The sequence below is a fragment of the Pedobacter sp. genome (assembly GCF_041645105.1).
Classification (GTDB): Bacteria; Bacteroidota; Bacteroidia; order Sphingobacteriales; family Sphingobacteriaceae; genus Pedobacter.
Genome location: NZ_JBAZQQ010000003.1, coordinates 739,914 through 766,483, shown reverse-complemented (window position 1 = coordinate 766,483; position 26,570 = coordinate 739,914). Strand labels below are relative to the sequence as shown.

Annotated in this window: 23 protein-coding genes; 7 read left to right on the top strand and 16 right to left on the bottom strand. The window is 35.1% G+C overall.

Features of this window, described 5'->3' with window-relative positions:
* The first annotated feature begins 14 nt into the window (after positions 1-14).
* The 3 genes from WC623_RS13275 to WC623_RS13265 all read left to right on the top strand — a co-directional run bounded on the left by WC623_RS13275 (position 15) and on the right by WC623_RS13265 (position 4,413).
* Complete coding sequence (locus WC623_RS13275; RefSeq protein WP_372851784.1) at positions 15-2,345, top strand: TonB-dependent receptor domain-containing protein; 2,331 nt, start codon at positions 15-17, stop codon at positions 2,343-2,345.
* A gap of 25 nt (positions 2,346-2,370) precedes the next feature.
* Positions 2,371-3,162 (top strand): DUF4249 domain-containing protein, encoded by a 792-nt coding sequence (locus tag WC623_RS13270; protein WP_372851782.1) that lies wholly within the window; start codon positions 2,371-2,373, stop codon positions 3,160-3,162.
* Positions 3,163-3,225: 63 nt separating this feature from the next.
* A complete protein-coding gene (locus WC623_RS13265; protein WP_372851780.1) occupies positions 3,226-4,413 on the top strand; it encodes an ATP-binding protein in 1,188 nt (395 codons plus the stop codon).
* On the opposite strand, the gene WC623_RS13260 is transcribed toward WC623_RS13265, so the two are convergent.
* From WC623_RS13260 to WC623_RS13225, 8 genes are all read right to left on the bottom strand, one after another.
* A complete protein-coding gene (locus WC623_RS13260) occupies positions 4,410-5,279 on the bottom strand; it encodes an aldose 1-epimerase family protein (protein ID WP_372851778.1) in 870 nt (289 codons plus the stop codon). The genes WC623_RS13265 and WC623_RS13260 overlap by 4 nt on opposite strands.
* Before the next feature lie 24 nt (positions 5,280-5,303).
* Positions 5,304-7,481: a S9 family peptidase gene (locus WC623_RS13255; RefSeq protein ID WP_372851776.1), complete on the bottom strand. Its 2,178-nt coding sequence runs from the start codon at positions 7,479-7,481 to the stop codon at positions 5,304-5,306.
* Between the two features lie 4 nt (positions 7,482-7,485).
* A complete protein-coding gene (locus tag WC623_RS13250) occupies positions 7,486-9,351 on the bottom strand; it encodes an LTA synthase family protein (RefSeq protein ID WP_372851774.1) in 1,866 nt (621 codons plus the stop codon).
* 14 nt (positions 9,352-9,365) lie between these two features.
* Positions 9,366-10,043 carry a hypothetical protein gene (locus tag WC623_RS13245; RefSeq protein ID WP_372851772.1) on the bottom strand — a complete coding sequence of 226 codons (678 nt, stop codon included), beginning with the start codon at positions 10,041-10,043 and terminating at the stop codon, positions 9,366-9,368.
* Positions 10,044-10,062: 19 nt separating this feature from the next.
* On the bottom strand, positions 10,063-10,842 hold the full coding sequence (locus WC623_RS13240; RefSeq protein ID WP_372851770.1) for an enoyl-CoA hydratase/isomerase family protein: 780 nt from the start codon (positions 10,840-10,842) through the stop codon (positions 10,063-10,065).
* Positions 10,843-10,856: 14 nt separating this feature from the next.
* Positions 10,857-12,665: a ComEC/Rec2 family competence protein gene (locus tag WC623_RS13235; RefSeq protein WP_372851768.1), complete on the bottom strand. Its 1,809-nt coding sequence runs from the start codon at positions 12,663-12,665 to the stop codon at positions 10,857-10,859.
* 50 nt (positions 12,666-12,715) lie between these two features.
* Positions 12,716-14,737 (bottom strand): helix-hairpin-helix domain-containing protein, encoded by a 2,022-nt coding sequence (locus WC623_RS13230; protein ID WP_372851765.1) that lies wholly within the window; start codon positions 14,735-14,737, stop codon positions 12,716-12,718.
* A gap of 66 nt (positions 14,738-14,803) precedes the next feature.
* Positions 14,804-15,139, bottom strand: a complete 336-nt coding sequence (locus WC623_RS13225; protein ID WP_084239758.1) for a MerR family transcriptional regulator — start codon at positions 15,137-15,139, stop codon at positions 14,804-14,806.
* Between the two features lie 197 nt (positions 15,140-15,336).
* Between WC623_RS13225 and alaS the strand changes: the two genes are divergently transcribed.
* The gene (gene alaS / locus WC623_RS13220; RefSeq protein WP_372851763.1) at positions 15,337-18,036 is read left to right on the top strand and encodes an alanine--tRNA ligase; all 2,700 of its coding nucleotides are present in this window, start codon (positions 15,337-15,339) and stop codon (positions 18,034-18,036) included.
* Between the two features lie 95 nt (positions 18,037-18,131).
* Here alaS and WC623_RS13215 read toward each other — a convergent pair whose 3' ends face one another.
* Together WC623_RS13215 and WC623_RS13210 are read right to left on the bottom strand one after the other, a co-directional pair.
* Entirely contained in the window at positions 18,132-18,374 is a 243-nt protein-coding gene (locus WC623_RS13215) for a hypothetical protein (RefSeq protein ID WP_349787308.1), read from the bottom strand.
* Positions 18,375-18,401: 27 nt separating this feature from the next.
* Positions 18,402-19,091: an NAD-dependent deacetylase gene (locus WC623_RS13210; RefSeq protein WP_372851760.1), complete on the bottom strand. Its 690-nt coding sequence runs from the start codon at positions 19,089-19,091 to the stop codon at positions 18,402-18,404.
* Between the two features lie 92 nt (positions 19,092-19,183).
* Between WC623_RS13210 and WC623_RS13205 the strand changes: the two genes are divergently transcribed.
* Positions 19,184-19,693, top strand: a complete 510-nt coding sequence (locus tag WC623_RS13205; protein WP_372851758.1) for a tetratricopeptide repeat protein — start codon at positions 19,184-19,186, stop codon at positions 19,691-19,693.
* Positions 19,694-19,751: 58 nt separating this feature from the next.
* Positions 19,752-20,267, top strand: coding sequence for an ExbD/TolR family protein (locus WC623_RS13200; protein WP_372851756.1), 516 nt, complete (start codon positions 19,752-19,754; stop codon positions 20,265-20,267).
* A gap of 76 nt (positions 20,268-20,343) precedes the next feature.
* Here the strand turns inward: WC623_RS13200 and WC623_RS13195 are convergent, their stop codons facing one another.
* The 3 genes from WC623_RS13195 to WC623_RS13185 form a co-directional block, all read right to left on the bottom strand.
* Complete coding sequence (locus WC623_RS13195; RefSeq protein WP_372851754.1) at positions 20,344-21,066, bottom strand: 3-ketoacyl-ACP reductase; 723 nt, start codon at positions 21,064-21,066, stop codon at positions 20,344-20,346.
* 138 nt (positions 21,067-21,204) lie between these two features.
* Positions 21,205-21,396, bottom strand: a complete 192-nt coding sequence (locus tag WC623_RS13190; protein ID WP_349787303.1) for a cold shock domain-containing protein — start codon at positions 21,394-21,396, stop codon at positions 21,205-21,207.
* A 315-nt stretch (positions 21,397-21,711) separates the two neighbouring features.
* A complete protein-coding gene (locus WC623_RS13185; RefSeq protein ID WP_372851752.1) occupies positions 21,712-22,413 on the bottom strand; it encodes a DUF1080 domain-containing protein in 702 nt (233 codons plus the stop codon).
* Between the two features lie 199 nt (positions 22,414-22,612).
* Between WC623_RS13185 and WC623_RS13180 the strand changes: the two genes are divergently transcribed.
* On the top strand, positions 22,613-24,541 hold the full coding sequence (locus WC623_RS13180) for a TonB-dependent receptor plug domain-containing protein (RefSeq protein ID WP_372851750.1): 1,929 nt from the start codon (positions 22,613-22,615) through the stop codon (positions 24,539-24,541).
* Between the two features lie 60 nt (positions 24,542-24,601).
* On the opposite strand, the gene WC623_RS13175 is transcribed toward WC623_RS13180, so the two are convergent.
* The 3 genes from WC623_RS13175 to WC623_RS13165 all read right to left on the bottom strand — a co-directional run bounded on the left by WC623_RS13175 (position 24,602) and on the right by WC623_RS13165 (position 26,495).
* Positions 24,602-25,420, bottom strand: a complete 819-nt coding sequence (locus WC623_RS13175; protein ID WP_372851748.1) for a hypothetical protein — start codon at positions 25,418-25,420, stop codon at positions 24,602-24,604.
* Positions 25,421-25,428: 8 nt separating this feature from the next.
* Entirely contained in the window at positions 25,429-25,965 is a 537-nt protein-coding gene (locus WC623_RS13170; protein WP_372851745.1) for a heavy-metal-associated domain-containing protein, read from the bottom strand.
* 131 nt (positions 25,966-26,096) lie between these two features.
* Positions 26,097-26,495 carry a hypothetical protein gene (locus tag WC623_RS13165; protein ID WP_372851743.1) on the bottom strand — a complete coding sequence of 133 codons (399 nt, stop codon included), beginning with the start codon at positions 26,493-26,495 and terminating at the stop codon, positions 26,097-26,099.
* Between the last annotated feature and the right edge of the window lie 75 nt (positions 26,496-26,570).

The window sequence follows — 26,570 nt, the reverse complement described above, 5'->3', positions numbered from 1 at the left end:
TCACGATTTTATTTATGCCAAACACTTATAGGATTATACTGATTCTCTTTTTTTTATTTACTCAGACAGGAATTTTATCTGCCCAAAATAAACAAACACTCAATGGAACTGTGAGCGATGCAAAAACGGGTGAAACTTTGATTGGTGCAAGTGTTAAATTAACTGGTGATAACATAGCTTCAACTATGACTAATTCCTATGGATTTTATTCTTTAAATATTCCTAAGGGGAATTATGAAATTTCTATAAGTTTTATAGGCTATAACACTATCAGAAAGAATATTAGTGTAAGTAAAGATCAACGTTTTAATTTCATACTAGAGGAAGACAATCAGCTTAATGAAGTGGTTATTTCGGGGCTGAAAAGAAATGAAAATGTAAGTAGCCCACAGATGGGGTTACAGAAGATAAATGTAAAAGAAATTAATAGTGTGCCTGTTTTGCTTGGAGAGCGTGATGTACTTAAAACTTTGCAACTATTGCCGGGAATAAAACCTGCAGGAGAGGGTAACAGTGGCTTTTATGTAAGGGGGGGATCAACTGATCAGAATCTTATTCTATTAGATGAAGCTCTTGTATATAATGCTTCACATTTACTAGGATTTTTCTCAACCTTTAATTCAGATGCTATAAAAGATGTTAGTGTTTATAAAGGAGGAATGCCGGCTCAATATGGAGGTAGATTAGCTTCAGTATTAGATATTAAAATGAATGATGGAAACAGAAAAGAGTATACTGCAGAGGGAGGAATTGGACTAATTTCGTCTCGTCTTAAAGTTGAAGGACCGATAGTAAAAGATAAAGGGTCATTTATGGTTAGTGCCAGAAGAACATACATGGATGCTTTTCTAAAATTATCATCAGATAGTGCTATAAATAGTAATACACTATACTTTTATGACCTTAATGCGAAAGCAAACTATCAACTTGACGATAAAAATACACTTTATCTTTCTGGATATTTTGGACGTGATAAGCTTGGACTTTCTGATACTTTTGGTTTTAATTGGGGGAATGCAACAGTAACACTTCGTTGGAACCATCTTTATAGTAATAGACTTTTCTCAAATACTTCCTTGATATACAGTAATTATAATTATATAATCCAAAATTTTATGGAGGAGAATAACTTTGAAGTAAATTCTTCTATAAAAGACTTTAACCTGAAGCAAGACTTCGAATATAGCCTTAGTAATAGTCATAATTTGAAATTCGGTGTTAATGCTATTCATCATACCATAGCACCCGGAAAGCTTACAGCAACGGAAAGTTCAAGTGTGAATGAAACAAATTATGAAGATCGTAAAGGTCTTGAGTTAGCAGCATATATTTCTGATGAATGGACTGTTAATGATCGTATGAGTCTGGTTTATGGACTACGTTTAAGTAGCTTTTCATTGATGGGGCCGGGAAATATTAAATCATATGATACAGATGGAAATATCATTAGCAGTACGCCTTATAAATCAGGTGAATTTGTAAAAACTTATTTTAATCTTGAACCAAGATTATCTGCAAGTTATCAGCTCAATAATTCGAGTTCATTAAAAGCTGCTTATACCCGGAATGTTCAAAATGTGCACCTAATGTCTAATTCTACTTCTACATCTCCTACAGATTTATACATAATGAACAGTAATAATGTAAAACCTGAAATAGCAGATCAGATTGCAGCAGGGTATTTTAGAAACTTTAATGATGATAATTATGAGTTTTCTGCCGAAGTATATTATAAATGGATGCAAAACCAGATAGAATATCGAAGTGGGACGGATTTAAGGGGTAATGGAAATGTAGAGGCTGATTTGTTATATGGAGATGGAAGAGCATACGGCCTTGAACTATTCTTTAAAAAGAGATTTGGTAAGTTTAATGGATGGATAGGCTATACCTGGTCGCGTACAGAACGACAGTTTGATGCTATTAATAACCGGAAGTGGTTTTATGCAAAACAAGACAGGACACATGATATATCGCTGGTGGGGATTTATAAAGCCAGTACACGCTGGACTTTCTCGTCTGTATTTGTTTACAATACAGGGAATGCTGTTACCTATCCTAGTGGTAAATACCAAATTAATGATCGCACAGTTTTCTATTATACAGAAAAGAACGGCCATCGTACTCCTGCTTACCATCGTTTAGATTTTTCAGCAACACTTGAAGGGAAACCAGGTAAAAAAGTTCAATCGAGCTGGTCATTTGGTTTATACAATTTATATAACCGTAAAAATGCTTTCTCTATTGATTTTAAGGACGATCCAGACGATTCAAATAAGACACAAGCAGTGCAAACTACTCTTTTTGGAATTATACCATCGGTAACCTGGAATTTTAAATTTTAGTTATCATACAAGATTTTAAAGTAATATGAATATTATCAGAAACAGTATATCCATTCTTTTATTTACAACAACGATAATGGTTGGTTGTGAGAAAGTAGTTGATTTAAAATTAGATAATGCCACACCGATTGTTGTTATTGATGCGAGTATAAACGATCTGAATGAGAATCAGATCGTAAAGATCTCGAAAACATACAATTTTACAGAGCCGAACAGATTTAATGGTGTGGGAGGTGCTATAGTAGTATTAACAACCCCCGAAGGCGCTTCAATAAATTATACGGAAACCTCTCCTGGAATATATCAAACAATTAAAATGAAAGGTACTCCTGGTAAAAGATACAGGTTAGATGTTAGTTTGGATGGAGAAACTTATACAGCATATTCAACAATGCCAAATAAGGTAACGCTTGATTCACTTACATTTAAGAAGTTTAATTTTTTTGGTGAGGAAAATGATTATCTAGCTGTAAATTATAATGATCCACCTGGCGTAAATAACCAGTATCGTTATATTTTAAAGGTAAAAGGTATAATAGAGGAGGATAAAGTAAATGAAGATAGATTTAACGATGGCAACAAAGTGGCTGATGTTATATTTTATGATGTTAATGATTTGGTAGCCGGAGATAAACTCGATGTCGAATTTCAATGTATAGATAGGAATGTTTATAGATATTTTTATAGTCTTGGGCAAAGTAATGGGAGTGGTGGACCTCCCGTATCTCCCTCTAATCCTGTTTCAAATTTTAGCAATAATGCATTAGGAGTCTTCAATGCACATACATCCAGTAAACTTTCTGTAGTGATTAAATAATTTATTAATTTGATTTACCGCGTAAGTGTATTATATTTATAATTGCATCTATATATTGATCTCATGGCTACATATACTGATCGTGAACTGACTTCTGTTGAAGAAGAGCGGATTCTTGCATTACGTAAGTATGGTATATTGGATACTCCTCCTGATAATACTTGTGATAAATTAACTAAACTAGCTGCTAAGCTAATGAAAGTACCAGTAGCTATAATAAGCCTTGTTGATAAAGATAGGGTTTGGTTTAAATCCTCTTATGGTCTTGATACGCAGCAAATGGAACGTGAGAATGGTTTATGTGATACTGTTGTATTCGATGGGGATTTTTACCAGGTAGAAGATGCTAAACAAGATCCTAGAACGACTGGACATAAATTAGTCGTTGGAGATTTTGGTTTAAGATTTTATGCAGCATATCCTCTTAAAACTAAAGAAGGCTTTAATTTGGGAGCATTTTGTATCATAGATAAAAAACCAAGAACTTTAACTGAAGAAGAGCAGGAAGTTTTAAGGGATTTAAGGGATATCGCGATGGAACAGATTGAGTTAAAGCTTATTTCTAAGTTGTCTATTGCAAGACATAACCATATTCTAAATACTACAGCACATGATCTTAAAAACCCACTTACAACTATACCAGTTCGTGCAGATCTGATTAAGATAAAGAAGCATGATCCTGATACAGTTGATACTATGTGTGACCAGATTAAAATAGCCAGTTTAAATATGGTTCGCATTATAGATGAGTTATTGCAATCAGGGAGTATGGAGGCTGGTGAGGTGAAGCTACTGCTTGTAAAATTGAACATCTCTTATCTGGTAAGCAATGTTGTAGCGATGAACTTGCCACTAGCAGACAGAAAGGGGCAAACCATTCATTTTGCTCCTCAGTTAGATGTTTATATTAAGGGTGATGAAGGTAGATTAAATGAAGTTGTAGATAACCTGATAAACAATGCCATTAAGTATGCCCCACTTAATACCAATATATATGTAAAAGTAAGTTTAGTAAAAGATTATGTGCAAATTGTAATTGAAGATGAAGGCCCTGGTTTAACAATAGAAGATAAAAAGCTGCTGTTCCAACGTTTTACGCGCTTAAGTGCACAGCCAACAGCTAATGAGAGTTCAACAGGTCTTGGACTTTCCATCGTAAAAGTACTGGTAGAAGCTCATGGAGGTAATATATTTGCTGAAAGTGATGGAAAAAATAAGGGGTCTAGATTTACTGTTCAGCTTCCTGTTTAAAAACAATTAACTTCCCAGCTCCGACTCCAATTTTCCAATGCTCCAAGTTCTATAATTCCTTCTTTCTTTTTAAGGTCTTGTTCATGATCAATACCATCTGCAACTCCACACCAGGGCTCAAGGCAAACAAAATTTGCATCTTTGGCTGCCCATATACCAAAAAATGGAAAGTCATTAAATTTGAAATTTAGACCATACTTGTCCTTTTTTGTGCCTAAAGTAATGCAGTTACTCTTTAATGATTTAAAGACCAGTGCATCATCATAAAAAAGCTCATGTGCTAAAGGAAGTCTTCCTTTAATTATTTCAATATTTAAAGTTTCATTGGTAATTAGATCATTTTTTATCTTATGGGATGCTAACGAATGATCTTTGTTAAACTCCAAAAAATAATCGGTATATAGTAAATCCTCTTTTAGCGGTACTGAGAATGCTGGATGGGCGCCAATAGAAAACCATAAAGAATTATCCTGAGATGGGTTACGTACTTCATAGGTGCAGGATAATTGAGAACCTTGCAAGCGGTATCTCAGTTGAAGAATAAACTGAAATGGATAATTCTTTAATGTTTCTTCATTTTGGTTAAGTTTAAAAACAAGCTCTGTATCATTGATACTTATCGCTTCGAAATCTTGATCTCTTGCAAAACCATGTCTAGGTAACTGATATGTATTGTTCTCAAAATGATATGTATTATCCTTTAATCCTCCTACAATTGGGAATAATACCGGACTAAACTTAGCCCAGTAGGTAGCATTACCATTCCACAAATAGTTGATATTGTTTTGTTTGTTTACCAGGGATCGTAATTCTGCTCCCTTATTTTCAAATGAAACCTTTAAATGCTCGTTTTCGAGAAAAATCATGTATGTAAAAATAAGTAAAACATGTTATTTACTTTTTCCTCCAGCTGGACAATACTGTTGTAAAAATCGAGTATAGGTGAGAGATAAATGTTCTGACGTTCCTTCTCCTTCATTAATACTATGAGTTCTGTTGGGGTATGACATCATTTGAAATACCTTTCTGTTTTTAATTAACTCATTAATAAGCATTTCTGCATTCTGGTAATGTACATTGTCATCTGCAGTACCATGAATATAAAGCAAATTACCATTTAGGTTTTTAGCATAGGTAACAGGAGAACCTTTGATGTAGGCTTCTTTTGTCACTAATGGAGAACCCATATAACGTTCTTGATAAATGTTATCGTAAGTAAGTTGATTACCCACTGCTGCAATAGCAATGCCTGTTTTATAAATCTCAGGATACTGGAACATTAGGTTTAAGGTTGAAGAACCACCACCACTCCATCCCCAGACTGCAACTCTGTCTTTATCAATGAATGGCCATTCTATAATCTTTTTAGCAGCCATTGCCTGATCACGAATATTCAGTACACCGATGTTCTTATAAATGCTTTTACGCCATTCTCTTCCTTTTGGGGCAGGTGCACCTCTGTTTTCGATAGAGATATATACATAACCATCTTTCGGCATATCACCAGCATATAGCCAGTTTCGGCCAGCGCCATAAGTATCTGTAACAGTTTGTGCAGCTGGTTCTCCATAAACATAGAACACTACAGGATACTTTTTGGTTTGATCAAAATTATCAGGTTTTTTCATCCAGCCATCCAATTCAATTCCATCTTCAGTTTTGATTTTAAAGAATTCTACCTTGTTTTTAGGTGGCTTTATTCGCCCTAGCTGATTAGTGATACTGCCAGCCATGGTAAGCGGGTTTAAAGTTGTTAAACGCATCCATTCTGTAATGGGAGGGACTAAAGCACTAGTGTAAGTGTGGCGTGCAAATACTGCATTTGGCGAAATTTCGTAAGTATGAGTACCTGGTAATATTGAGGGAGTAACCATTTCCGGTTTACCACCTCCACTTAACTTAATTTTGAAAAGGTATTTCTGTGTGGCATTTAAAGGCGATGCCATATAGTAAAGCAGGTTGTTTTTTTCATCAATTATGGAATTTTCAATCACATCAAAATTTCCTTTGGTAATCAGTGTTTGTTTCTTGCCATCTTTACTGATTCGGTAAGCATGCCTCCATCCATCTTTTTCACTTAACCATATAAACTCCTTACCCTCATTGATCCATTGCCAATCCTTTGCGGCATCAATCCATGCTTTATCAGTTTCAGAATAAATATTGTCAACAGCGGCAGTTGTGGCATTGGCAACATAAAGTTTGCTTACATTTTGCTCTCTGTTCAATTGCTGTAAAATTACTTCATTGCTCTTAGGAATCCAGTCCATGCGCGGTATGTAGTTTTGCACCTGATCTCCTGGTATATTTAGCCATTTAGTTTGAGCACTGGCAATATTTACTATTCCAACTTTGCATGATGAAGGGTCTTGGCCTACTTTAGGATATTCAACAGGAATGGTAAAAGCATAAATAGAATCAGTATTATTAATCATAAGAAAGTTTTTGATTTTTCTGGCGTCAATTTGCCAGTATGCAATAGATTGACCATCAGGACTCCATCTGAAACCGTCTCTGCAGTCAAATTCTTCTTCATAAACCCAGTCAAATGTTCCATTGATGATTCTGTCAGTGCCATCAGTAGTTAATGACTTGCTGCTCTTAGTTTGCAGGTCATCTACATAAAGATTATGTTGACTTACATAAGCCACCTTATTACCATCTGGTGAAAATTTAGCAAACATTAAAGAAGATGCTGGTTTACCTTTTCCTACTTGAGTAAAAGTATTGGCTTTTAAATCAGCCACAAAGTAATCCCCACGTGTTTCGTAACGCCAAACTTTTTTGCTATTGGTATAAAAGAGCACTTTGGTACCGTCTTCAGAGATTTGGAAATCTGTGATTCGACCTGGATTAGTACCATTATTATAAAGTAATTCACGACTCACAATTGTTTTACGATCATTTTCCAGGATTGAAATAGATGCCAGTTCACCATTGATCATCTGGTAGTAACCATTTCCATCTTTTGTCCACTTAAGTTCAGGTTTATTCTGAGCAAAAGCATTTCCATAAAAGCCAATTAGTACAATTAGTACCAGCTTAAAAGTGATGTTTCTGAAATTCATTTTATTAAAATTCTATAAATTGACGATATACGGTTTGTAGGTATGCTTTAGCATAATTTAATGTTATTGATGTCTGATCTACATTTTTATCATTACTGTTATATAGCACCATTTTGCCTACATTATCAAATGTAACACATTGTTTATTGTCTATAAAGCCCATTCCATTATCCCAGCTAAAAAAAGCAAAAGGTTTGCTATATGGATTAAGTAAGTTTTTACTCCATGTAAATTGCTTAGTAGGGATATCCATTTGGCTCAGTAGAGTCGCTGCGATATCAGTTTGGCTACCCACATTATCAAACTGACGGCCTTTAAATTCATCTTTAATCACATCTCCAAAAAATAAAAGTGGAATATGGTAACGTTGGGGAGATGATATTTCATTATTGTTTTTGGGTAATGAGTGCCCATGGTCTGCTACAAATACAAAAAGAGTGTTTTTATACCATGGTTGTTTCTTTGCATTTGTTAGAAAGGCATTGATACAAGAATCTGTATAATAAGCCGTACTCTTAAATTTAGCTGCATTATCTGCTTTCCCAAATTTCGATGTTCCGGGTAAAAAATAAGGTTCATGATTGGTGAGGGTTAAAATTGTAGAAAAGAAAGGTTGTTTCTCTTTGTTTAAGTCATTAAGTTGTCTGTCAAATACCACCTCATCATATTTTCCCCAGATGGTTTTCATATTGTTACCTTCAAAGTTGTTCTTGTCTACGAGTTTTTGATAATTATGGCTTAAAATAAAGGCCTTATAATTATCAAACTCTGATTCTCCACCATAAAAGAATGAGGTTTTATATCCATTATTTAATAATGATTGTGAAATAGCAGGGAGCTTTTGCATTTTTTCAGGCCATTTTACGATACTGCCGCTTGCCAATGTAGGGAAACCAGCAAGTGTTCCTATAAGCCCCTTGTCAGTTCTGTTTCCAGCCGAATAAATCTGACTGAAGAAGACACCTTTGTTAATGAGTGTATCAAAGTGTGGCGTAATGCCATCTTCATTTCCAAGTGTTTTTGTTAAATCAGCTGTAAAACTTTCAATAATAACAAGAACTACATTAGGCCGCTTTGTATTCAAAATATGAATAGTGCTGTCCTTAGTTGGTGTATATAAGTCTTTGATTTTGTTTTCAGCCTCTTTGCTGTCCAGATATAAATAGGGGTTATTTTTTGTCATTTTAGAAGCCAGAACACTTGAAATTAGATTCCATTCTGTATTTACTGAGGCGTTATTCAGTAATTGTTCTTTTGAAAAATAACCCATGCTCTGAGTAATTGGAGAGCCCCGTAGTCCACCACGAATAAGTAAAAAGTTTCCAAATAATAAAGCCACACAAAGAATAGCCCTTAACCAGATGGGGCTTTGAGTAAAGCTCAGTTTTCTGGAAACCATATAACGTTGTAGAAAAAAGCCGATAACAAATAGCAGGATTAATAATGAAATAGATAAGCCTATGGGAGAAGAGGCGCTGGATGCCATTGCCTCCGTTGGAGAATTAAATGCAAAACTCATTGCCTTTGCATTTACTTTACTGCCCCATTCCCGATAAATATTGAAATTGACAACAGATAAAACGCTGCAAGCAAATACAAGGACAAGGTTGTAAATTGATATCCACTTTAGTTCTACTACTTTTCTGCCATTTAATAACCAGAATATATAGCTTAAAAGTGGAATGACGGCGATATAGGCCGTCATGGATAAATCTAAAGGTATAGCATGATAAAAGGTAGCTGCAGTTTCTTTAAATGGTACAGTAGTTAGCTTATCATGATAAATGAGTATAAATATAAGGCGGTCAACAAAAAAGAATAACAGCCAAAAAAGGAAGAACCGAAGAAAAAAAAGCAGACTTTTTAACATTTTTATTTAAAGGGTTAGTTTCCGCCTCTCATTGCTTTTAATTCTTCCATAGTTTTTAATTCATATCCTTTAGGAACCTCTAGAGAAAACGGACCAACTTTTCCGTCAGTCACCTTTTTTAAGGTCATTAGTGTTTTAACACCATCCTGAATATTAACAAATTTTACGGCAGTAGCTTTCAGATCTGTAAAACCACGAGGGTTTGCTCCTAGAGGTAACTTAATTTCTTTTGTGGCCCATAACTCATACTCAGTACCATTATTGTCTTTGTATGTATACTTCTCAGTATTATAATCACCAATCTTTTGCTGCTCTCCTGTAGCCTTAAAATCACTATATTTTATGGAGCCATGTTGTTTTTCAACATCTTCCTTTGACATCTTAGCTGCATATTGTTTTTGGATCATTGGTATATCTACAAGAACTAATGCACTGTTAACTGAAGCATCACTGATTACCTTTAACATAGCCATACCCATATCAATTTGCACTTTAGCTAGGTTTCCGCTAAATTCTACTTTACTTTCAGACGGAAGTACAGAGGGGTCTATGGCTTTTTTCTGATCATCAGATAGTTGGTATTCAACACTATAGATGATTGTTCCGGATTCGAAAGCTTTTTGGGCTTTAGCAATAATTGCAGTTCCAATTAAAACAATAGCAAGAACTCCTGTTTTGATAGATTTAAACATTTTTATTAAATAATTTAGTTTACCAGTTAATTTTTTCTTTGCTGATAAAGGCAGCAATCCCTTTTTTGAAATCGTCAGTTTCCCTGACCTTAGCATTGATTTGTACAGCTTCTGAGAGGCATTTATCCAGGTCAGCATTGGTAACCTGCCCGATCAGTTGCTTCGTAAGCATTAACGAATTTGTCGAAGCTTCATTACACAAACTTAATGCAAAATTACTTACATTAAGAGTGATTTCTTCTCTCTTTGTTACAAATGTGATCAATCCATAGTTTAAAGCTTCCTGAGCATTGAACAGGGCACCAGAAAGCAATATTCGTTTGGCAATTGTCTCACTTGTTTTACGTAACAGAAAACAAGAAACAATTGCAGGGACAAAACCAAGCTTGACTTCTGTATAGCCAAAGTTAGCTTCTGGTACAGAAAATATGATGTCACATACCGTAGCCAATCCACATCCCCCTGCAATGGCATGCCCCTCCACCTGCGCAATTACAATCTTCGGTAAATAGTATATTGTTGTAAACAGATTTTTTAGATTTTCGGAATCCGCAAGATTTTCTTCGTAGGTGTTTTGTTGTAATTGCTGTAGATAGGCAAGATCTGCACCTGCACTAAAGGTACTGCCTTCGGCTCTTAAAATAATAACCTTTACGTTGTTATCCTTTTCAGCTTTTTTAAATGCAGCGGTCAGCTGGGAAACAAGTTCGGGATTTAATGCATTCCGCTTTTCAGGCCTGTTAATAGAAAGCGTAGCTATACGCTGACTAACGGAGTACAAAACCAGTGGTTCAGTCATACAAATTCAGTTATTTAATCAAAGATATGATTGTCTTTTAAAACATTGGTAATATTTGAGTTTCTGAATGTAATCTGTGTTATCCTATGTTGATCTAATGCAGGTTTAATAGCGTAATTAAAAGGTTTGCTTGTAGGTTCCAGATCTGTAAATAAGACAGCACGCTGAGCAGCTATAATAGCAATTGCATAGTTTTTTTGCAGCTTGAAATGTATGACTTTTTTTTGATGCAGAGCAAGAAGCTTATCATAGGTAATAAAGCATTGTAGCGCAAGAAATAGAACAACTGAATACAAAAGTAATTGTTTTTTAAAGTCTGCCAATGCAATTGTAAATAACAATATAGAGAAACATAATAAACCAAGTTCAATTCTGTCTAGCCATATTGAAGTTATTCCTGAAAATGGTAAACTCGCAATCTGATCTAATCCATTGTTGGTGAAGTTGATGAGCCATTCAAAGAACGGTCCTAAAGAATTCAATCTAAAAATAAGTATGATGATGCCGATGTACATAATTAAAGCAGTAGGGATGGTTATAAATAGATTGCTGAACAGAAAATAGATGGGAAATTGATGAAAGTAATATACGCTAAAAGGGTAGGTTGCTAACTGAGCTGCTAAAGACATCGCTACTAAGTTCCATAATTTAGATATCCAGAATTGTTTTACAGGCAGCCATTTTTCAATTTTGGGTTGTAAATAGATTAATCCCAACACGGCTATGAACGACAGCTGGAAGCCGACATCCCAAATGAGGAATGGATTATATAGCAATATACAAAAGGCGGAAAAAGCAATGATATTGTAGCTATTTGTATTCTTAGCTAACAATTTTGCTATAATAAATGCAGATATCATTATGGATGCCCGTAAAACAGAAGGGGAGAAGCCTGTTAGTAAAGCGTAAAACCAGATGCTAATCAAGATGAATAAGGCTTTTATGATCTTCCAGCTTTGTTCTCTGTCTAAAAACCATAGTAAATAGTTTAATACGATATAAACCAGTCCTACATGCATACCGGATACAGATAAGGCATGTATGGTGCCTGTCTTTGAGTAAATGTCCAAAATTTCTAAGCTTAAATCGGCTCTATATCCCAATATTAAGGTTGCGGCTACTGCAAACGCATCATCATTTTTAATCAGGCTACGGTAAATTCGGACTTGTCTTTCTCTTAGTTGAAGGGCAAACTTAATAAAGCTATTGCCTGCATTGCTCTTGAGTTTAATCAATTCTTCTTGTTTGATTAAGAACTGGTGATAAATATTTTGACTTGCCAGCCAGTTTTTATAGTCAAATTCAGATGGGTTTAACGGAGGCTTTATTTCTATTGGTTTTGCTGGAATTATGAGCTCATCACCATACTTTAAATTGAATGCTGTATCTGTTTTTTTTAAGATAGTTACTTTGATTTTGCCTGAAGATGATTGTATATCGTGTTTTTTTTCTGTTTTATCTGATTTATAGTTGTCTATGTTGATTGATTTGCTCGTTTCAGCAGTAAACAGAATTATATTTTGTTTGTTTTTAGGTTCGTCAATAATTCTTATTTTAAAATAATTTGATTTTTTAAATATATAATAATCAGCATCATTATGTTCGTTATATAATGTAGAAGATAACCCTCCTGTAAAGAAGAATAATAAATGAAGTATGAGACCATTTAGGCTCTTGTCTCTAGATTTTCCAGGTTTTTTGTAAACGTTTTTTCTGAAAAGGAGATAAAGGAAAAGAACTGAATTTATAAGAATGAGCTGATTTAAAACCCAGTCATTTGTACAGCCATAATAACTTATAGTGCCAAGTATGAATGGAATCAATATTCTTACGAATGCAATTTCATGTTTATATATATATTGAAGGTACTTCACTATAATTGATAGCGGATCTGTAATTTAACTTCCAATTTTTTATTTCCTTCTATTTGATCTAAGCCAGAACCTATTGTGACTGATGAGGGATATAAAAATAAGGCTAACTTGGTCCAGAGATCTATGTTTTTTAAGATCCTATATCTTGTATTTACAAAAGTTCGAATTCCTTTTCCAGCATATGCGGCAGATCCAGCACCATGTAGAACATCATTTTCGTAAGCGTAAATCCGACTATTATAGGATGGTGTATTGAAAAATGCAAAGCGAAAGTTAGCTGATATTTTGGAAGATAAGGGGGTGTAATCAAGATCGTGGTAAATCATATAACCAGTTTCTTTTGTGTTAATATCCTTTTGATAGTAAATGATTTCTGATCGTTGTTGAAAGTTGAACTTTTGGTTTATTTTCAAATTCCATTCTAGCCGGTAGTTGTGTTTTGTTACATTTACCAATTCCTGATGAGTGCTGCCTGCATCAGGATTTTGTTGTTTTTGTTCGGTTTTAAATCTTATTGCAGCTTTGAATGTTTTTCCTCGGGTATAGCTTAGTCGGCTAAGTATCTCATAACCTTTAGAAGCTGAGTTTACTCGATATTTTAACCATGGAAACATAAAGTAATCTCCATATATTGACCAGGTAAGGTCTCTTGAAAAGGAATAGTTAAGTCCTGCATACCAACCTCGTTCATTGTTGGTCTCAGAGCCTTCTCCTATAGCCTTACTGAAAAAGTTATGATAATCCTTGCTATAGCTTCTGTAGAGCATAACAGAGGATAATTTACTTGATAAACTAGCCATGGCACCATTTATTATAGCGTAACCTGTTCCTATACTATGGGCAAGTTCTCCGTATAAATAAACATTTTGAAAAGTATAGTTGTAATGAATGCCCGTGTTTTTAAGCTTCTTACCAACAAAGCTGTACTTGTTGTATTGCTGTGAGCCGGTGATAAATTCATGCTGGTAATCGGATTGATACCCAATGATGCCAATGCTGAGATTGTCATTACTGTATTGAATAGCGCCACCATAGACCCTTTGCTCAAGTGATTTTTGGTTTTTAAGCTCTGTTTGCGTTCGATGAAGGCCACTGATGTTAATGTTGGATAGCGTAAACTTTCCCTCTGGACCCGCTTTTAAACTTGCATCTAGCTTTCTGATCGAAATAAACGGACTAATATAGATATTCTTTCCAACCTCAATAGAGCTTGCTATACCACGGAAGAAAGCGGACTCATTAGCAGAAGTGTACGCTTTTAGACCAACGTCTCTAGCTGCAACACTTGTTACATCTGGCCCTTTTCCATAAGAAAAACCAGACCATAAGGTTAACCCTTGTCCAAATTGCATACTGTAATCGCCAATTATGATTTTTTTAAATCTACCCAATTTTACAAATGAGATATTAGCTGATAGATGGTCTGTAATACTTTTTCTGTTAAAAATATATTCACCTGCATCTTTTTCCATAACCAAGGATGATGAAATGAGGTTCTGGAAATTGTATCTGTATTTTAGTAATAGCTTTTCAGGAGAACCAAGGTATCGGCTACCAGATAAATTCTTAAAACCTTTTTGTTGTTGAAGAAGACGGGTATACCTGATAGTTATATCATGATTGCTATTGTATATTAGTTTTTTCGGATTTAGGTTATCGTAATGCTGAAAGTCTGATAAGGTTACAAATGGCAAAATCCTGTTAATCGTCTCGGTATCAAATGATGGAATTGCTTGTAGTTCTAAAACGTCTATAAGTTTGTTTTTGGAAAGATACCTAAAGAAATTTCCGATCTGTATAGGGGAAAGGAGTCCTAGACTTTTAAGCTCTTCAGAATGTGTTTTATTTAGGTTTATAGGACGATTTTGAAAAGCTGATAATTGTTCAGTTAATTCTGAAATATCAGCATCTTCACTGACGTTTTCAGCAATATGCTCTAGGATATCCCTGGTTTTTTCATCTTCCTGTGCTGACGTTGACAGGCTTAGGGGGAGCCAGAAAAGTAAACATAATATTCTCATTGTGATTTGTATAAACTGGACAAATCACTGCAGATATTACTGAATAAAAAAATATTACTGATTAATTTAGATCTCTTCGTTGAGCTTTAACAAAAAGTCCTTTAGTTTTTCAAGGGAAGCAATGATCTTTTGGTTTTCCTTCACTTCTCCACTGTTGTTCTTTAGATGTTCTTTAGCTCCTTTTAGAGTAAAACCTTTATCATCTACAAGATGGAATATGATTTTTAAGTTCTCAATATCTTCAGGCGTAAATAACCTGTTGCCTTTTTTATTTTTTTTGGGCTGCAATACATCGAACTCCTTCTCATAAAAACGGATTTGAGATGCGTTTACACCGAACATCTCCGTCACTTCTCCCATGGTGTAATACATTTTATTGATCTCCCTTTCTTTATAAGGCATAATTTTGTGTTGATTATTAGTTGATTACGGGTTTTATTTAAAGTATTCAAACTTAGGAAAACTTATGCAAGTATCAATGACAGAATAAAAAAATATTTCATTGGAACTTAAACTTATGGTGGCTACCATTTTAAGAGGAGATTAGCTTTAAATAATCTAATAATATGCTAATTTTGCTCAAAATAAATCAATAGAGGATGACAGCTAAGGAAATCAGACAGGCGTACTTAAAATTTTTCGAATCGAAACAGCACCATATTGTTGCATCTGCACCAATTGTAGTTAAAAATGATCCAACACTGATGTTTACCAATGCAGGTATGAACCAGTTTAAAGATTTGTTTTTAGGCGAAGCACCTATTAAGTACCCAAGAGTTACGGATACACAGCGCTGTCTTCGTGTTTCTGGTAAACATAACGATTTAGAGGAAGTAGGTATCGATACCTATCACCATACCATGTTTGAAATGTTGGGTAACTGGAGTTTCGGAGATTATTTTAAGAAAGAAGCGATTGCCTGGAGTTGGGAGTTGCTTACTGAAGTTTATAAAATCCCTAAGGATAAATTATATGTGTCCATCTTTATGGGCGATGAGAAAGAAGGTTTACCGAGAGATACGGAAGCTTTTGAGCTTTGGAAACAATATGTACCTGAAGAACGGATCATTCTAGGTAATAAGAAAGATAACTTCTGGGAAATGGGAGATACAGGACCATGTGGACCTTGTTCTGAAATTCATGTGGATTGCAGACCTGATGATGAGCGTAAAGCTGTAGAGGGCAAAACCCTTGTTAATGCCGATCATCCACAGGTAATAGAAATTTGGAATAATGTATTTATGCAATTTAACCGCTTAAAAGATGGCTCATTACAACCTTTACCTGCTCAACATGTAGATACGGGAATGGGATTTGAACGTCTTGTGCGTGTATTACAAGGTAAATCATCCAATTATGATACGGATGTTTTTCAGCCACTGATTCTATTTATAGCTGCTAAGGCAAATGTTCAGTATGGTGCAGACGAAAAAACAGATATTGCTATGCGTGTAATGGCAGATCATATCCGTGCTATTTCTTTTGTGATTGCAGATGGACAGCTGCCATCAAATAATAAAGCGGGCTATGTGATCCGTCGTATTTTACGTCGCGCAGTACGTTACGCTTATACTTTCCTGAATTTAAAAGAACCTTTTTTAAATGAACTTGTACCAGTTTTAGCTGGACAGTTTAAAGGTGTTTTTGATGAATTGGAATTGCAGAAAGATTTTGTACAGAAGGTAGTAATGGAAGAAGAAATATCTTTCTTAAGAACTTTAGCTACAGGCATACAACGCTTTGATAATTATACTAAAAAGCAAGGAGAATTATTGATGGCTGAAAATGCCATTGAATTGGAAAAGCCTTTTGATGATCAATGGGTATATAGCATATTGAAAGACCAGATGGTGATCTCTGGAGAGTTTGCTTTTGAATTGCAGGATACTTACGGGTTTCCAATTGACCTTACAGAATTAATGGCCAGAGAGCAACGCTGGACGGTTGATATGGAAGGGTATAATAAAGAGTTGCTTAAACAAAAGGAACGCTCGCGAGCAGCTACAGCAGTAGATACAGGCGATTGGATAATTGTTAAGCCTGACCTTGAAGTTGAGTTTGTAGGATACGATGATTTTGAAGCGGAAACCGAAATCATCAAATACAGAAAGGTTATTGCAAAGGGTAAAGAACAATATCAAATTGTATTAAGTAAAACTCCGTTTTATGCAGAGAGTGGCGGACAGGTTGGTGATACAGGTCGTTTGGAAGATCATAGTCGTCTCTTTTTTGTTGAGATAACTGATACAAAGAACGAGAACGGTGTAATTGTACATTATGCTGATACATTGCCAGAAGATGTAGAAAGTCAATTCTGGGCTGTTATAGATGCCAATAAGCGCTTGCTTTCTCAGGATAACCATAGTGCTACTCACTTATTACATTCTGCATTAAAAAAAGTATTAGGGAATCATGTAAACCAAAAGGGATCATTAGTAAATCCAGATTATTTACGTTTTGATTTCTCTCACTTTGCGAAAGTTACTGAAGAAGAACTTGCAGAAATAGAACATTTGGTTAATCAGAAAGTCAGAGAAAATATCCCGCTTAAAGAACAGCGATACGTGCCTTATGATCAGGCAATTTCTAGTGGTGTTACTGCATTGTTCGGGGAGAAGTATGGTGATCTGGTTCGTATCATTACATTTGATGATCATTATTCTAAAGAGCTTTGTGGTGGTACACATGTTAAAGCGACAGGTCAGATCGGATATTTCAAAATCACTTCTGAAAGTGCTGTAGCAGCAGGGGTAAGACGTATCGAGGCAATTACGGCTGATAAAGCAGAGGCCTTCGTATTGGATCAGAACAGAGAGCTAAATGAATTAAGAAGTCTTTTAAAAGGAAATAAAGATTTGAAATCAGCTGTTGCAGCATTGATTGAAGAGAATAGTAGGCTTAAAAAGGATGCAGAAAAAGCTGTTTTGGAACATTCTGCTAATCTTAAACATGAAATAGTACATCATCTTAAAACCATTAATGGCGTTAATCTGATTGCTACTCATGTAGATTTACCAAATGCTGATGCAGTAAAAAATCTGGCTTTTGCTTTAAAGGATCTTGTTGATGATCTGTTTCTTGTATTGACTACTTTGATTGATGATAAACCTGGTATAACTGTAATGGTATCGGAAAATCTCATTAAAGAGAAGGGATTAAATGCTTCGAATATAGTAAGGGAACTGGCAAAAGATATCCAAGGTGGTGGAGGTGGACAGCCTTTCTATGCTACCGCTGGTGGCAAAAATAAAGAAGGCTTAAATGCTGTACTGGCTAAAGCAGAGACGCTATTAAAATAGGAATGTAGTTAATACATATTGCTTAACAGAAAAGGGTCATTATTTTTTATAATGGCCCTTTTCTGTAATAATGCTTAAAATGTCCTGAAGATGTTTTATTTTGAATTTTCTAAATAAACTTTAAGGATATTTTTTAAATAAACCTCAGGCTTTGGCATATTGATTACCGTTCCTGGTTCTTTATCTTGTGATTGTTTGATATAATTCGCTTTAATTTTTCCCCAATCTTTAGAGTACAACTGTATAAACATGTCTACGAATTGTTTATCGGTATAATCTTTTGGAAGTTTACTAAGCACAACTTCAATTTTTTCTTCTTTTCTATGTAATACTGCCATGAGGAGTTTAATAATGTATTTGCAAAGCTACAAACAATTTTTCATGAGTTCATCAACCATCATTGAAACTCCTATTGTTGCAGGTCGTTCAATTTTTTTGGTTTTATCTCCGCCAGCTATATAAGGTATATTTAGGTCAATAATATATTTAATAGCTTGTTGTGGTACATATGTTGTTAGGCCAGCAGCAGGATATACTTGCAAGCTAGTTCCAATTACAACAAAAATATCTGCTTGTTGACAAAGTTTTATGGCAGGTTGCATATTCGGAACAGCCTCTCCAAACCATACTACATGGGGTCTTAATGGCTTTCCATATTCACATAAATCATTGAAATTAAGTTCCCAACCATCTATAGGATAAGTTAATCCTGAGTCGATATCTGACTGGGAGCGAGTAATTACACCATGCAAATGCATTACATTTTTGGATCCCGCTCGTTCATGCAGGTCATCAATGTTTTGCGTAATGATCTGCACAGTATATTTATCTTCTAGTCTGACCAAAGCCTTATGTGCCTCATTTGGTTTTGCTTCTAATACAGACTTACGTCGTTCATTATAAAAATGCTGAACCAATTGGGGATTACGTTCCCATGCTTCTGGAGTTGCCACATCTTCAATCTTGTGATTCTCCCACAGACCGTCAGCATCTCTAAAAGTTTTTAAACCGCTCTCTGCACTAATACCAGCCCCTGTTAATATGACTATCTTCATATTTTGTAATTAAATTCTGGCTACGAATAAAAGAAAAAATATGTATATTTAATCATTGAAAATACTTTAACCTCTTACTATCGCTTTCTAATATGAAATACTCTCTCTCCTCATTATTGTTATTAACAATATTAAGTTCTTGTATTTCTACGTCACCTGATACTGAAAATTATCTTGTAACCGAGAAAAAAATGTCTTATGAAGAGTGGCTGGTATTGGCAAAGCATGATATAAGGCTCTTTCCAATGTACGGTCATGCTGTAAAAACCTCAAAACAATTGGAAGCCGATGCGGAGTTTGTAGAAAGAGCAATTGCTGATGCAGGAAGTTCAGATTCAGCTTCAAATTATTATTTTAAGAAAGCATGCACATATATGAAGCAAAGAGATTTGCAGACCGTAATGTACAGGCTAAATCAGGCATGGTTGCTAAATGTTAAGAACCCTGATGTCTATCGAGGGTTTGGATGGGTATACCTTCAATTAGAGCAGTATGATACGGCAATAAAACTTTTTGATAAGGGGCTTGTCATAGATCCTGATAATGAGTATTTGTTATCAATGAAAACACTTGTAATCAGAAAGCTTAAAAAAGGCTGTTAAATCCACTCTACTTTATGGAATTCCATAAATTCAGTCATCATCTTTAAAACTAAAGATTATGGCCGAATTAAACGTTTCCCGAGACAGAAGATCAGTACCGAAAGTTGATTTAACTGCTATGGTTGATCTTGCATTTTTACTGATTACATTTTTTATGCTTACAACTTCTCTATCTAAGCCGGTTGCAATGGATGTTTCAAAGCCCGATGAGGCTATCGATGACTTTCAGGAGCCTGTGCCAGCGTCACGTTCTATGACTATTCTATTAGGAAAGGATGATAAAATAGCCTGGTATATGGGGGAGTCAGGGAAAAGACGGCCTTTAGTGGAGGGAATTGAGCATGTACGTCATTCTATACTTGCAAATAAATTGAAAGTCCGGGCTGCAAATCCTGATCATCCTAAAAAAGGATTGTTTATAATCATCAAACCGACCGCAGGGTCCAGATACAGAAACTTTGTAGATATTATGGACGAATTAAGATTAGCAGGTATTACTGTTGCACCTGCAATTGATGATGACCATATTACGAGCGAAGAACAGAGGTTTATGAAAGAGCAACTACTGCTTTAAGATTGTCTGATTTCTATTAATTAATAATAGTTTGTATAGCAGAAAAGCCGCAAATCGCGGCTTTTGTTATTGAATATTATGGGTTTGTGGACCAAAGACTAACGTCTTTAACTAGTGCACGTGTAGGTAGTTTTAAATGAGCCACTAACAGATCTGCAAAATCTTCAGGTTGTAATGTTGAATTCGGATTGCCATCTGTAAGTTTATTCTCTATCGCTAAATCAGTTGCAATTGTACTTGGGGTAAGTGTAAACACACGGATATTAGATTTTCTTGCTTCCTGCATTAATGATTCTGATAAACCAATCAGACCAAATTTTGAAGCACTATAAGCGCTTGTCAATGGAGCACCTTTTAAGCCCGCGCTTGAAGAAATATTTACGATATCACCACTTTTACGTTCTAACATTTGTGGTAATATTTGTTTAATGAAGTAGTATGGTCCAAACAAATTTGTTTTGATCATATTTTCCCATTCACTAACCTCAAGATCAAGGAATTTACCAAATTTAGCGATACCAGCATTATTTACCAGGATATCAATCTTACCTATTTCTCCTGTAATCTTAGTACATGCAGTATTTACTTCCTCAATGTTTGAAACATCTGCAGTTGCATATACAACTTTAATAGCTGGGTTGATTTGTTTTGCCTGATTGCTAACCTTTTCAAGATCGCTTGCAGTTCTCGCTAATAATGCCAGATTGACTCCTTCCGCGGCTAATGCTAATGCAATTGCTTTGCCTAGGCCTTTACCTGCACCGGTAATTAATGCTGTTTTATGATTTAAAGTTTCCATTTTTAATAAATTAGTATCATCAGGCTAATAACCTAGATCTTAATAATTGCAAATTTACGGAACGCTATGCAATAAGAGGGTCAAAAAAAAACATCCACCTGTTTAGGTGGATGTTTTTACAATTTATAAATATTTTGATTAGCTAATCTTAACATTAATTGCGTTCAAGCCTTTTTTACCTTGCTCGATGTCATAGCTCACTGAATCATTCTCACGAATGCTGTCAATTAAGCCTGAAGAATGAACAAAAATTTCGGCATCACCATTTGATGGTATAATAAATCCAAAACCTTTAGTTTCATTGAAAAATTTTACTGTTCCTTGTTGCATTATATTATTGTTTAAATATGAAACAAAGGTATTGTAAATTATTGGATATCAAAATATTATTTGTATTTTTTATTGTTTTGTGTATTATTTAAAATGAAGAGGTAAAGCTATTTAATCACCCAATAGCCCACAGCAAGCCAAACAAGGCCCTTAATGAGGAAAAATAAGAATCCCCATACGCCAATTTTTTTTAACCATTTAAGTAAAGCAACCTTTTTATCTGAAGTTGAATTGGTGTTCATTTTTCAATATTACTTTGATTTAAATACAAAAGTATAGACAATATGTTGATATAACAACGGCCTATAAGGATCTTTAGTCTTTACTTAGCTTTTTAATTGGTTTAAGAATTACTTTTCTAAATTCTACTTCTGAACCTTCTGCTTGTAGTGCTATTTGGCCGCTCTTAACGGTACAGTGTGTTCCATGATTTGCAAGTTTACCATTGACCCAAACTTTCACCTGGTCATCAAAGCATTCAACAATCATTTTATTCCATTCGCCTACAGGATTTTCTAAAGTGTAACTTGTCAGTTTCTTTATGCGGCGTAACTTGTCGCCATTAATACCCCATTTCGTTTTATCACCCCGTCTTTTCTCCATATCAGGAACAGTAATATCTTCTTCAATGCACCAGAAATCACCAGCGTTCTGGTTCATCATCTGTACTTCTATTGATTTTGGGAACATCCCGTAAAGAGCTCTCGGAGTAGATGCATGTACCAATACGCCACAATTTCCTGGCTTTGCTGAAAAGCGGTATTGTACTTCAATCCTGTAATTTTGATAAACAGCATCTGTAATGAGGTGGCCACGGGGATCGCCCATACTTACCAGTAAGCCCTCACGAACAATAAAGGATGGTTTAATATTCGGGTCTTTATCTTTAGCAGGAACATCGCTATGCCATCCTGTTAAATCTTTACCATTAAATAAACTCTTTGTTTGTGCGAGAGAAATCGAACAAAATAAGCACATCAGTGCAATTAAAAATGTTTTGGTCTGTTTTGGTTTCATAGGCTAAATATAGCATAACCTTATTAAAGGTTGATTGATAAAAAAATGAGATATACACAATATTAGTGTTAATTAAGCGTCTATATAACTGAGAGCGTTAATTTAGATGAGCGGGGAAGGATCGGTATGATCAATCCCCGCTTTTTTTTGACGAATTTATCAACGTTGATACTATCTTTGCCCGTCGAAATTAAAAAGAATGTATTTAAAACGTATAACTTTGTCTATTGGCCAGTATTCCTTTTTAAGGATTTCAATGCTCTCTGTTTTTTCAATGGCCTCAATTAACTTAGCTATGGCACAGCAGCCTTCCCTAAAAATAAAAGGGGATACCATTAACAACCTGAACGAAGTAGTTGTTAAAGAAAATAGATTGCAATTGCCTTTTTCCAAGCAAAATAGAAATATCTGGATAATTGATAATGAAAAGATAAAAACACTTCCTGCCAGGTCAATTGCTGAATTGTTAAGCTATGTTTCTGGAGTAGATGTAAGACAGCGCGGACCAGGTGGCTTACAGGCTGATATCAGCATTGATGGTGGTACTTTTGATCAGTCGCTATTATTAATTAATGGAATAAAGGTTTCTGATCCACAAACGGGTCATAATATGATGAATCTACCTATTAATATGGATGATATTGATCACATTGAAGTATTACGGGGATCAGCATCACGAGTTTATGGTATTAATGCTTTGACAGGTGCAATCAATATTGTAACCAGAACCCCTAAACAAAATGGTGTTTCAGCTAATATATTTGGCGGAAGTAGTTTTAAAGACAATGCTTCTGGTAGTAAATATTATAACTATGGGATTAAGGCAGGAGGAAATCTTGTTTTAGAAGGATCAAGTCATCTATTTTCTGTCGGACAAGAAGCTGGGAATGGCTATCGCTATAATACAGCTTTTAACAATCAGAAAGTCTATTATCAAGGTAAATATGCGGTCGGAAAAACAGATGTAATTGATGTAATGGCAGGTTATATTCATAATAATTTTGGTGCAAATGGTTATTATTCATCTCCAGGTGATATAGAATCTGAGGAAACAGTTAAAACAGCAATAGCTGCTATCTCATATACTACTAAAATAACCGAAAACTGGACTATGATTCCTAGGGTTAGTTATCGAAATAATGTAGATGACTACCTATATATAAAACAAACGCCTGATAAGTTTCATAACCATCATATCACAAATGTATTTGACGCAGAGTTGAATAATACGATACAGACAAGCATAGGGACTTTTGGTGTGGGACTTGAAGCAAGAACAGAGCGTATTGAGAGCACTAATCTTGGTAAACGTAATCGTAACAATGCAGGATTGTTTGGGGAGTATAAATTTGAACCAGTAGAACGTTTATTAGTAAATGCAGGTGTGTATACAAATTATAACTCTGATTATGGCTGGCAGGCTTTTCCTGGGGTAGATCTAGGTTATAATTTTTATGACAACTGGCGTGTATTTGCAAATGTAGGTACGGGACAACGATTGCCAACATATACAGATTTATATTATAAGGGGCCAACAAATATTGGTAATGATCAGTTAAAGACCGAAAAATCTAAGTATGCAGAAGGGGGGATTAAATTTAACAATGCTCGTTTAGCTCTAAATGCAAGCTACTTTGTCCGTAGAATAGATAATTTTATAGATTGGGTAAAGACCCTGCAGACAGATCCTTGGCAGCCCCATAACTTTAGCCAGGTAAATACTAAAGGTTTTACTATGAGTGCAGATTATGTATTGTTGTCTGTTTCAGAAAGTACGTTAAGTAATGTCAGATTAGGTGTTTCTTATACTCATCTGGATCCAGGATTTAAAAAGACAATGGCAACTGCAGTTTTTTCACGTTATGCACTGGAGAGCTTAAGAAACCAGTTAAGTAGTACACTAAGTGCGGATTTAATTAAACAGCTTTCTTTAACGCTTACTACACGTTATTGTGAGAGAATTAGCTATAAAGATTACATGGTAATGGATGCTAGATTAGCATTTAAACATAAGAAATACAGCATTTACGCTGATGGTGCAAATCTATTTAATGTACAATATACTGAAGCAGGAGCAGTACCAATGCCAGGTTCATGGTTTACATTAGGTGTGAAAACGATTTTTTAACCCTGTAAGCAAAAAGAGGTTCAGATTATTCTGAACCTCTTTTTGCTTACAGGCAATTTGTTATTTAAGCATATTAAAGAAATTGAACTCTACCCGAGCCATATACATATTCTTATTAAACCTGTTTTCCAGGTTTCCTGCAATCTCAAATCGATAACCCAGATCAATTCTTGTGCGGCTATTAATGATTACTTGCACAGCTGGAGCAAAATCGACATAAGATTTGCCATTTTCAGGATTGGTTTTTCCCAATATCTCGAAGTATAAATTCAGGTTAGGTTGATTATAATTTTTATAGACAAAAGGTAAAAGAAGATAACCTGATGATAGGCTATAACCAAGCATATGATCGGGCTGGGGCATACCAGCAACTACTTTATCTCCTACATTGTCGAATGCTTTGCTATAACTCAACGTAGTAGATAAAGCCAATTTATGTAACAATTGTGTAAAGACTAATCCAGCTTGAATTCCAGTATTATCTCCTTCAAGATTGATGTCTTCAGAATAAGTAGGCCTGTTGCTGGTACCTGCTCTTGCAAAGGCTGCGGCTCTGAAATGGCTCTGGGCCTCATCGATCGATAGAAACCTATACTTGGCATATATACCAGCCCCTTCAGCTCTATACTTGCCATCCATATCGGAGAAATAGCCCTGGCCATGTACCATGAAGTTTTTATTAAAGCCAACCATTAATTCAGGAATCAGTCGACTCGAGAAATTAGGCCTGAAAACACCTTCATTGGTAAGTCTAAAGCCAATGGATTTTGCAGCCATATTGCTTGCAGGTTCAGAAAATACATATAATTCCTGGGCTTGTACAGTTAAAGTGCCCATAGCAATTACTATGGGAGCCAATAATGATTTTAGAAATCTCATATAAATACTTAGATACTTAAATGATAAATACGTGTCTTTTTACCATTTACAGTGCCAATGCCACTTTTATATGAATCTACTCTAACTTGTGCTGCTCTCTTTTTAAAAGCTGAGCCAGATATGAAGTCTTTATCTACTACAGTAGCTTTAACAGGTCCGTTTAAGGTTTTGTCTTTGGTGTTTAAGAACTGATAAACATTTGTTCCCGCTATAGCTAAACCTTTATCGTCAACTTTAGTATTATTGAAATTAAATACTGCGTCAAGGTTTCCTACAGAGAAACCGGCATCTTGAACCTTCTTTTTAATCTGGTCAATATTTACAGATTTATCTTGTTTAAAAGTCAATACAAAGATATTACGGTTTAGATCTGGCTCAATATTGCCAATAAAATCCAGTGTTCTTAATGATTTTTCAGTAGCTTGAGAGCACATGGAGCAAGTTAATCCGGTAACCTGAAGTTCTGCTGAAGAAATTTGTTGTGCAGAAACTTTGCCTGCAAATAATATAATAGATAGTATGATTAGACTCTTGATCGTTTTCATGGGGTATAATTTAAATTTATTACTGAAGATTGCCGAATCCTTAAGGAAGGGCATAAATAAAGATGACGCATAAATAACACGTCATATTATTACAGAAATGATCTGCAACAATTCAATAAATTATTCCTGGTTTAAATTCTGAAAACGCAATTGTACAAATGAAGAGATAGTTTCGTAGAGAGTGGAGGGGCCTTATTTACAGCATGACTTGATAAGTTGGATGATGCATAACCAGATGCTGGTGTATATAATTGGCCCAGAAACAATTCAGTGCTAAAAAGTTGAGCTAGTTTTAATTTTACTTCAGCTTTATGACTGTCTTTAACTTTTGCATCTATAGAAGTATTCTTACAACAATCACTTTCTTTTCCTTTTTTCTCTGCTTTTTTACAAGAATTACATTTAACAGTTTCAGTAAAGCTGACTTTAGAAAGTGTTCCACCACAAAAGTGCATATTCAATGCAATCCCGATGATACTCATCAGGTAAAATGCACATAGGCCAATTGTAAGTTTCTTCCGCAGTTTCATACTTTTTCAAACGTATAGATATTATTTAACATAGCAAAATGAATGAGAGCTGAGTCACCACATTTAGTGATTTTG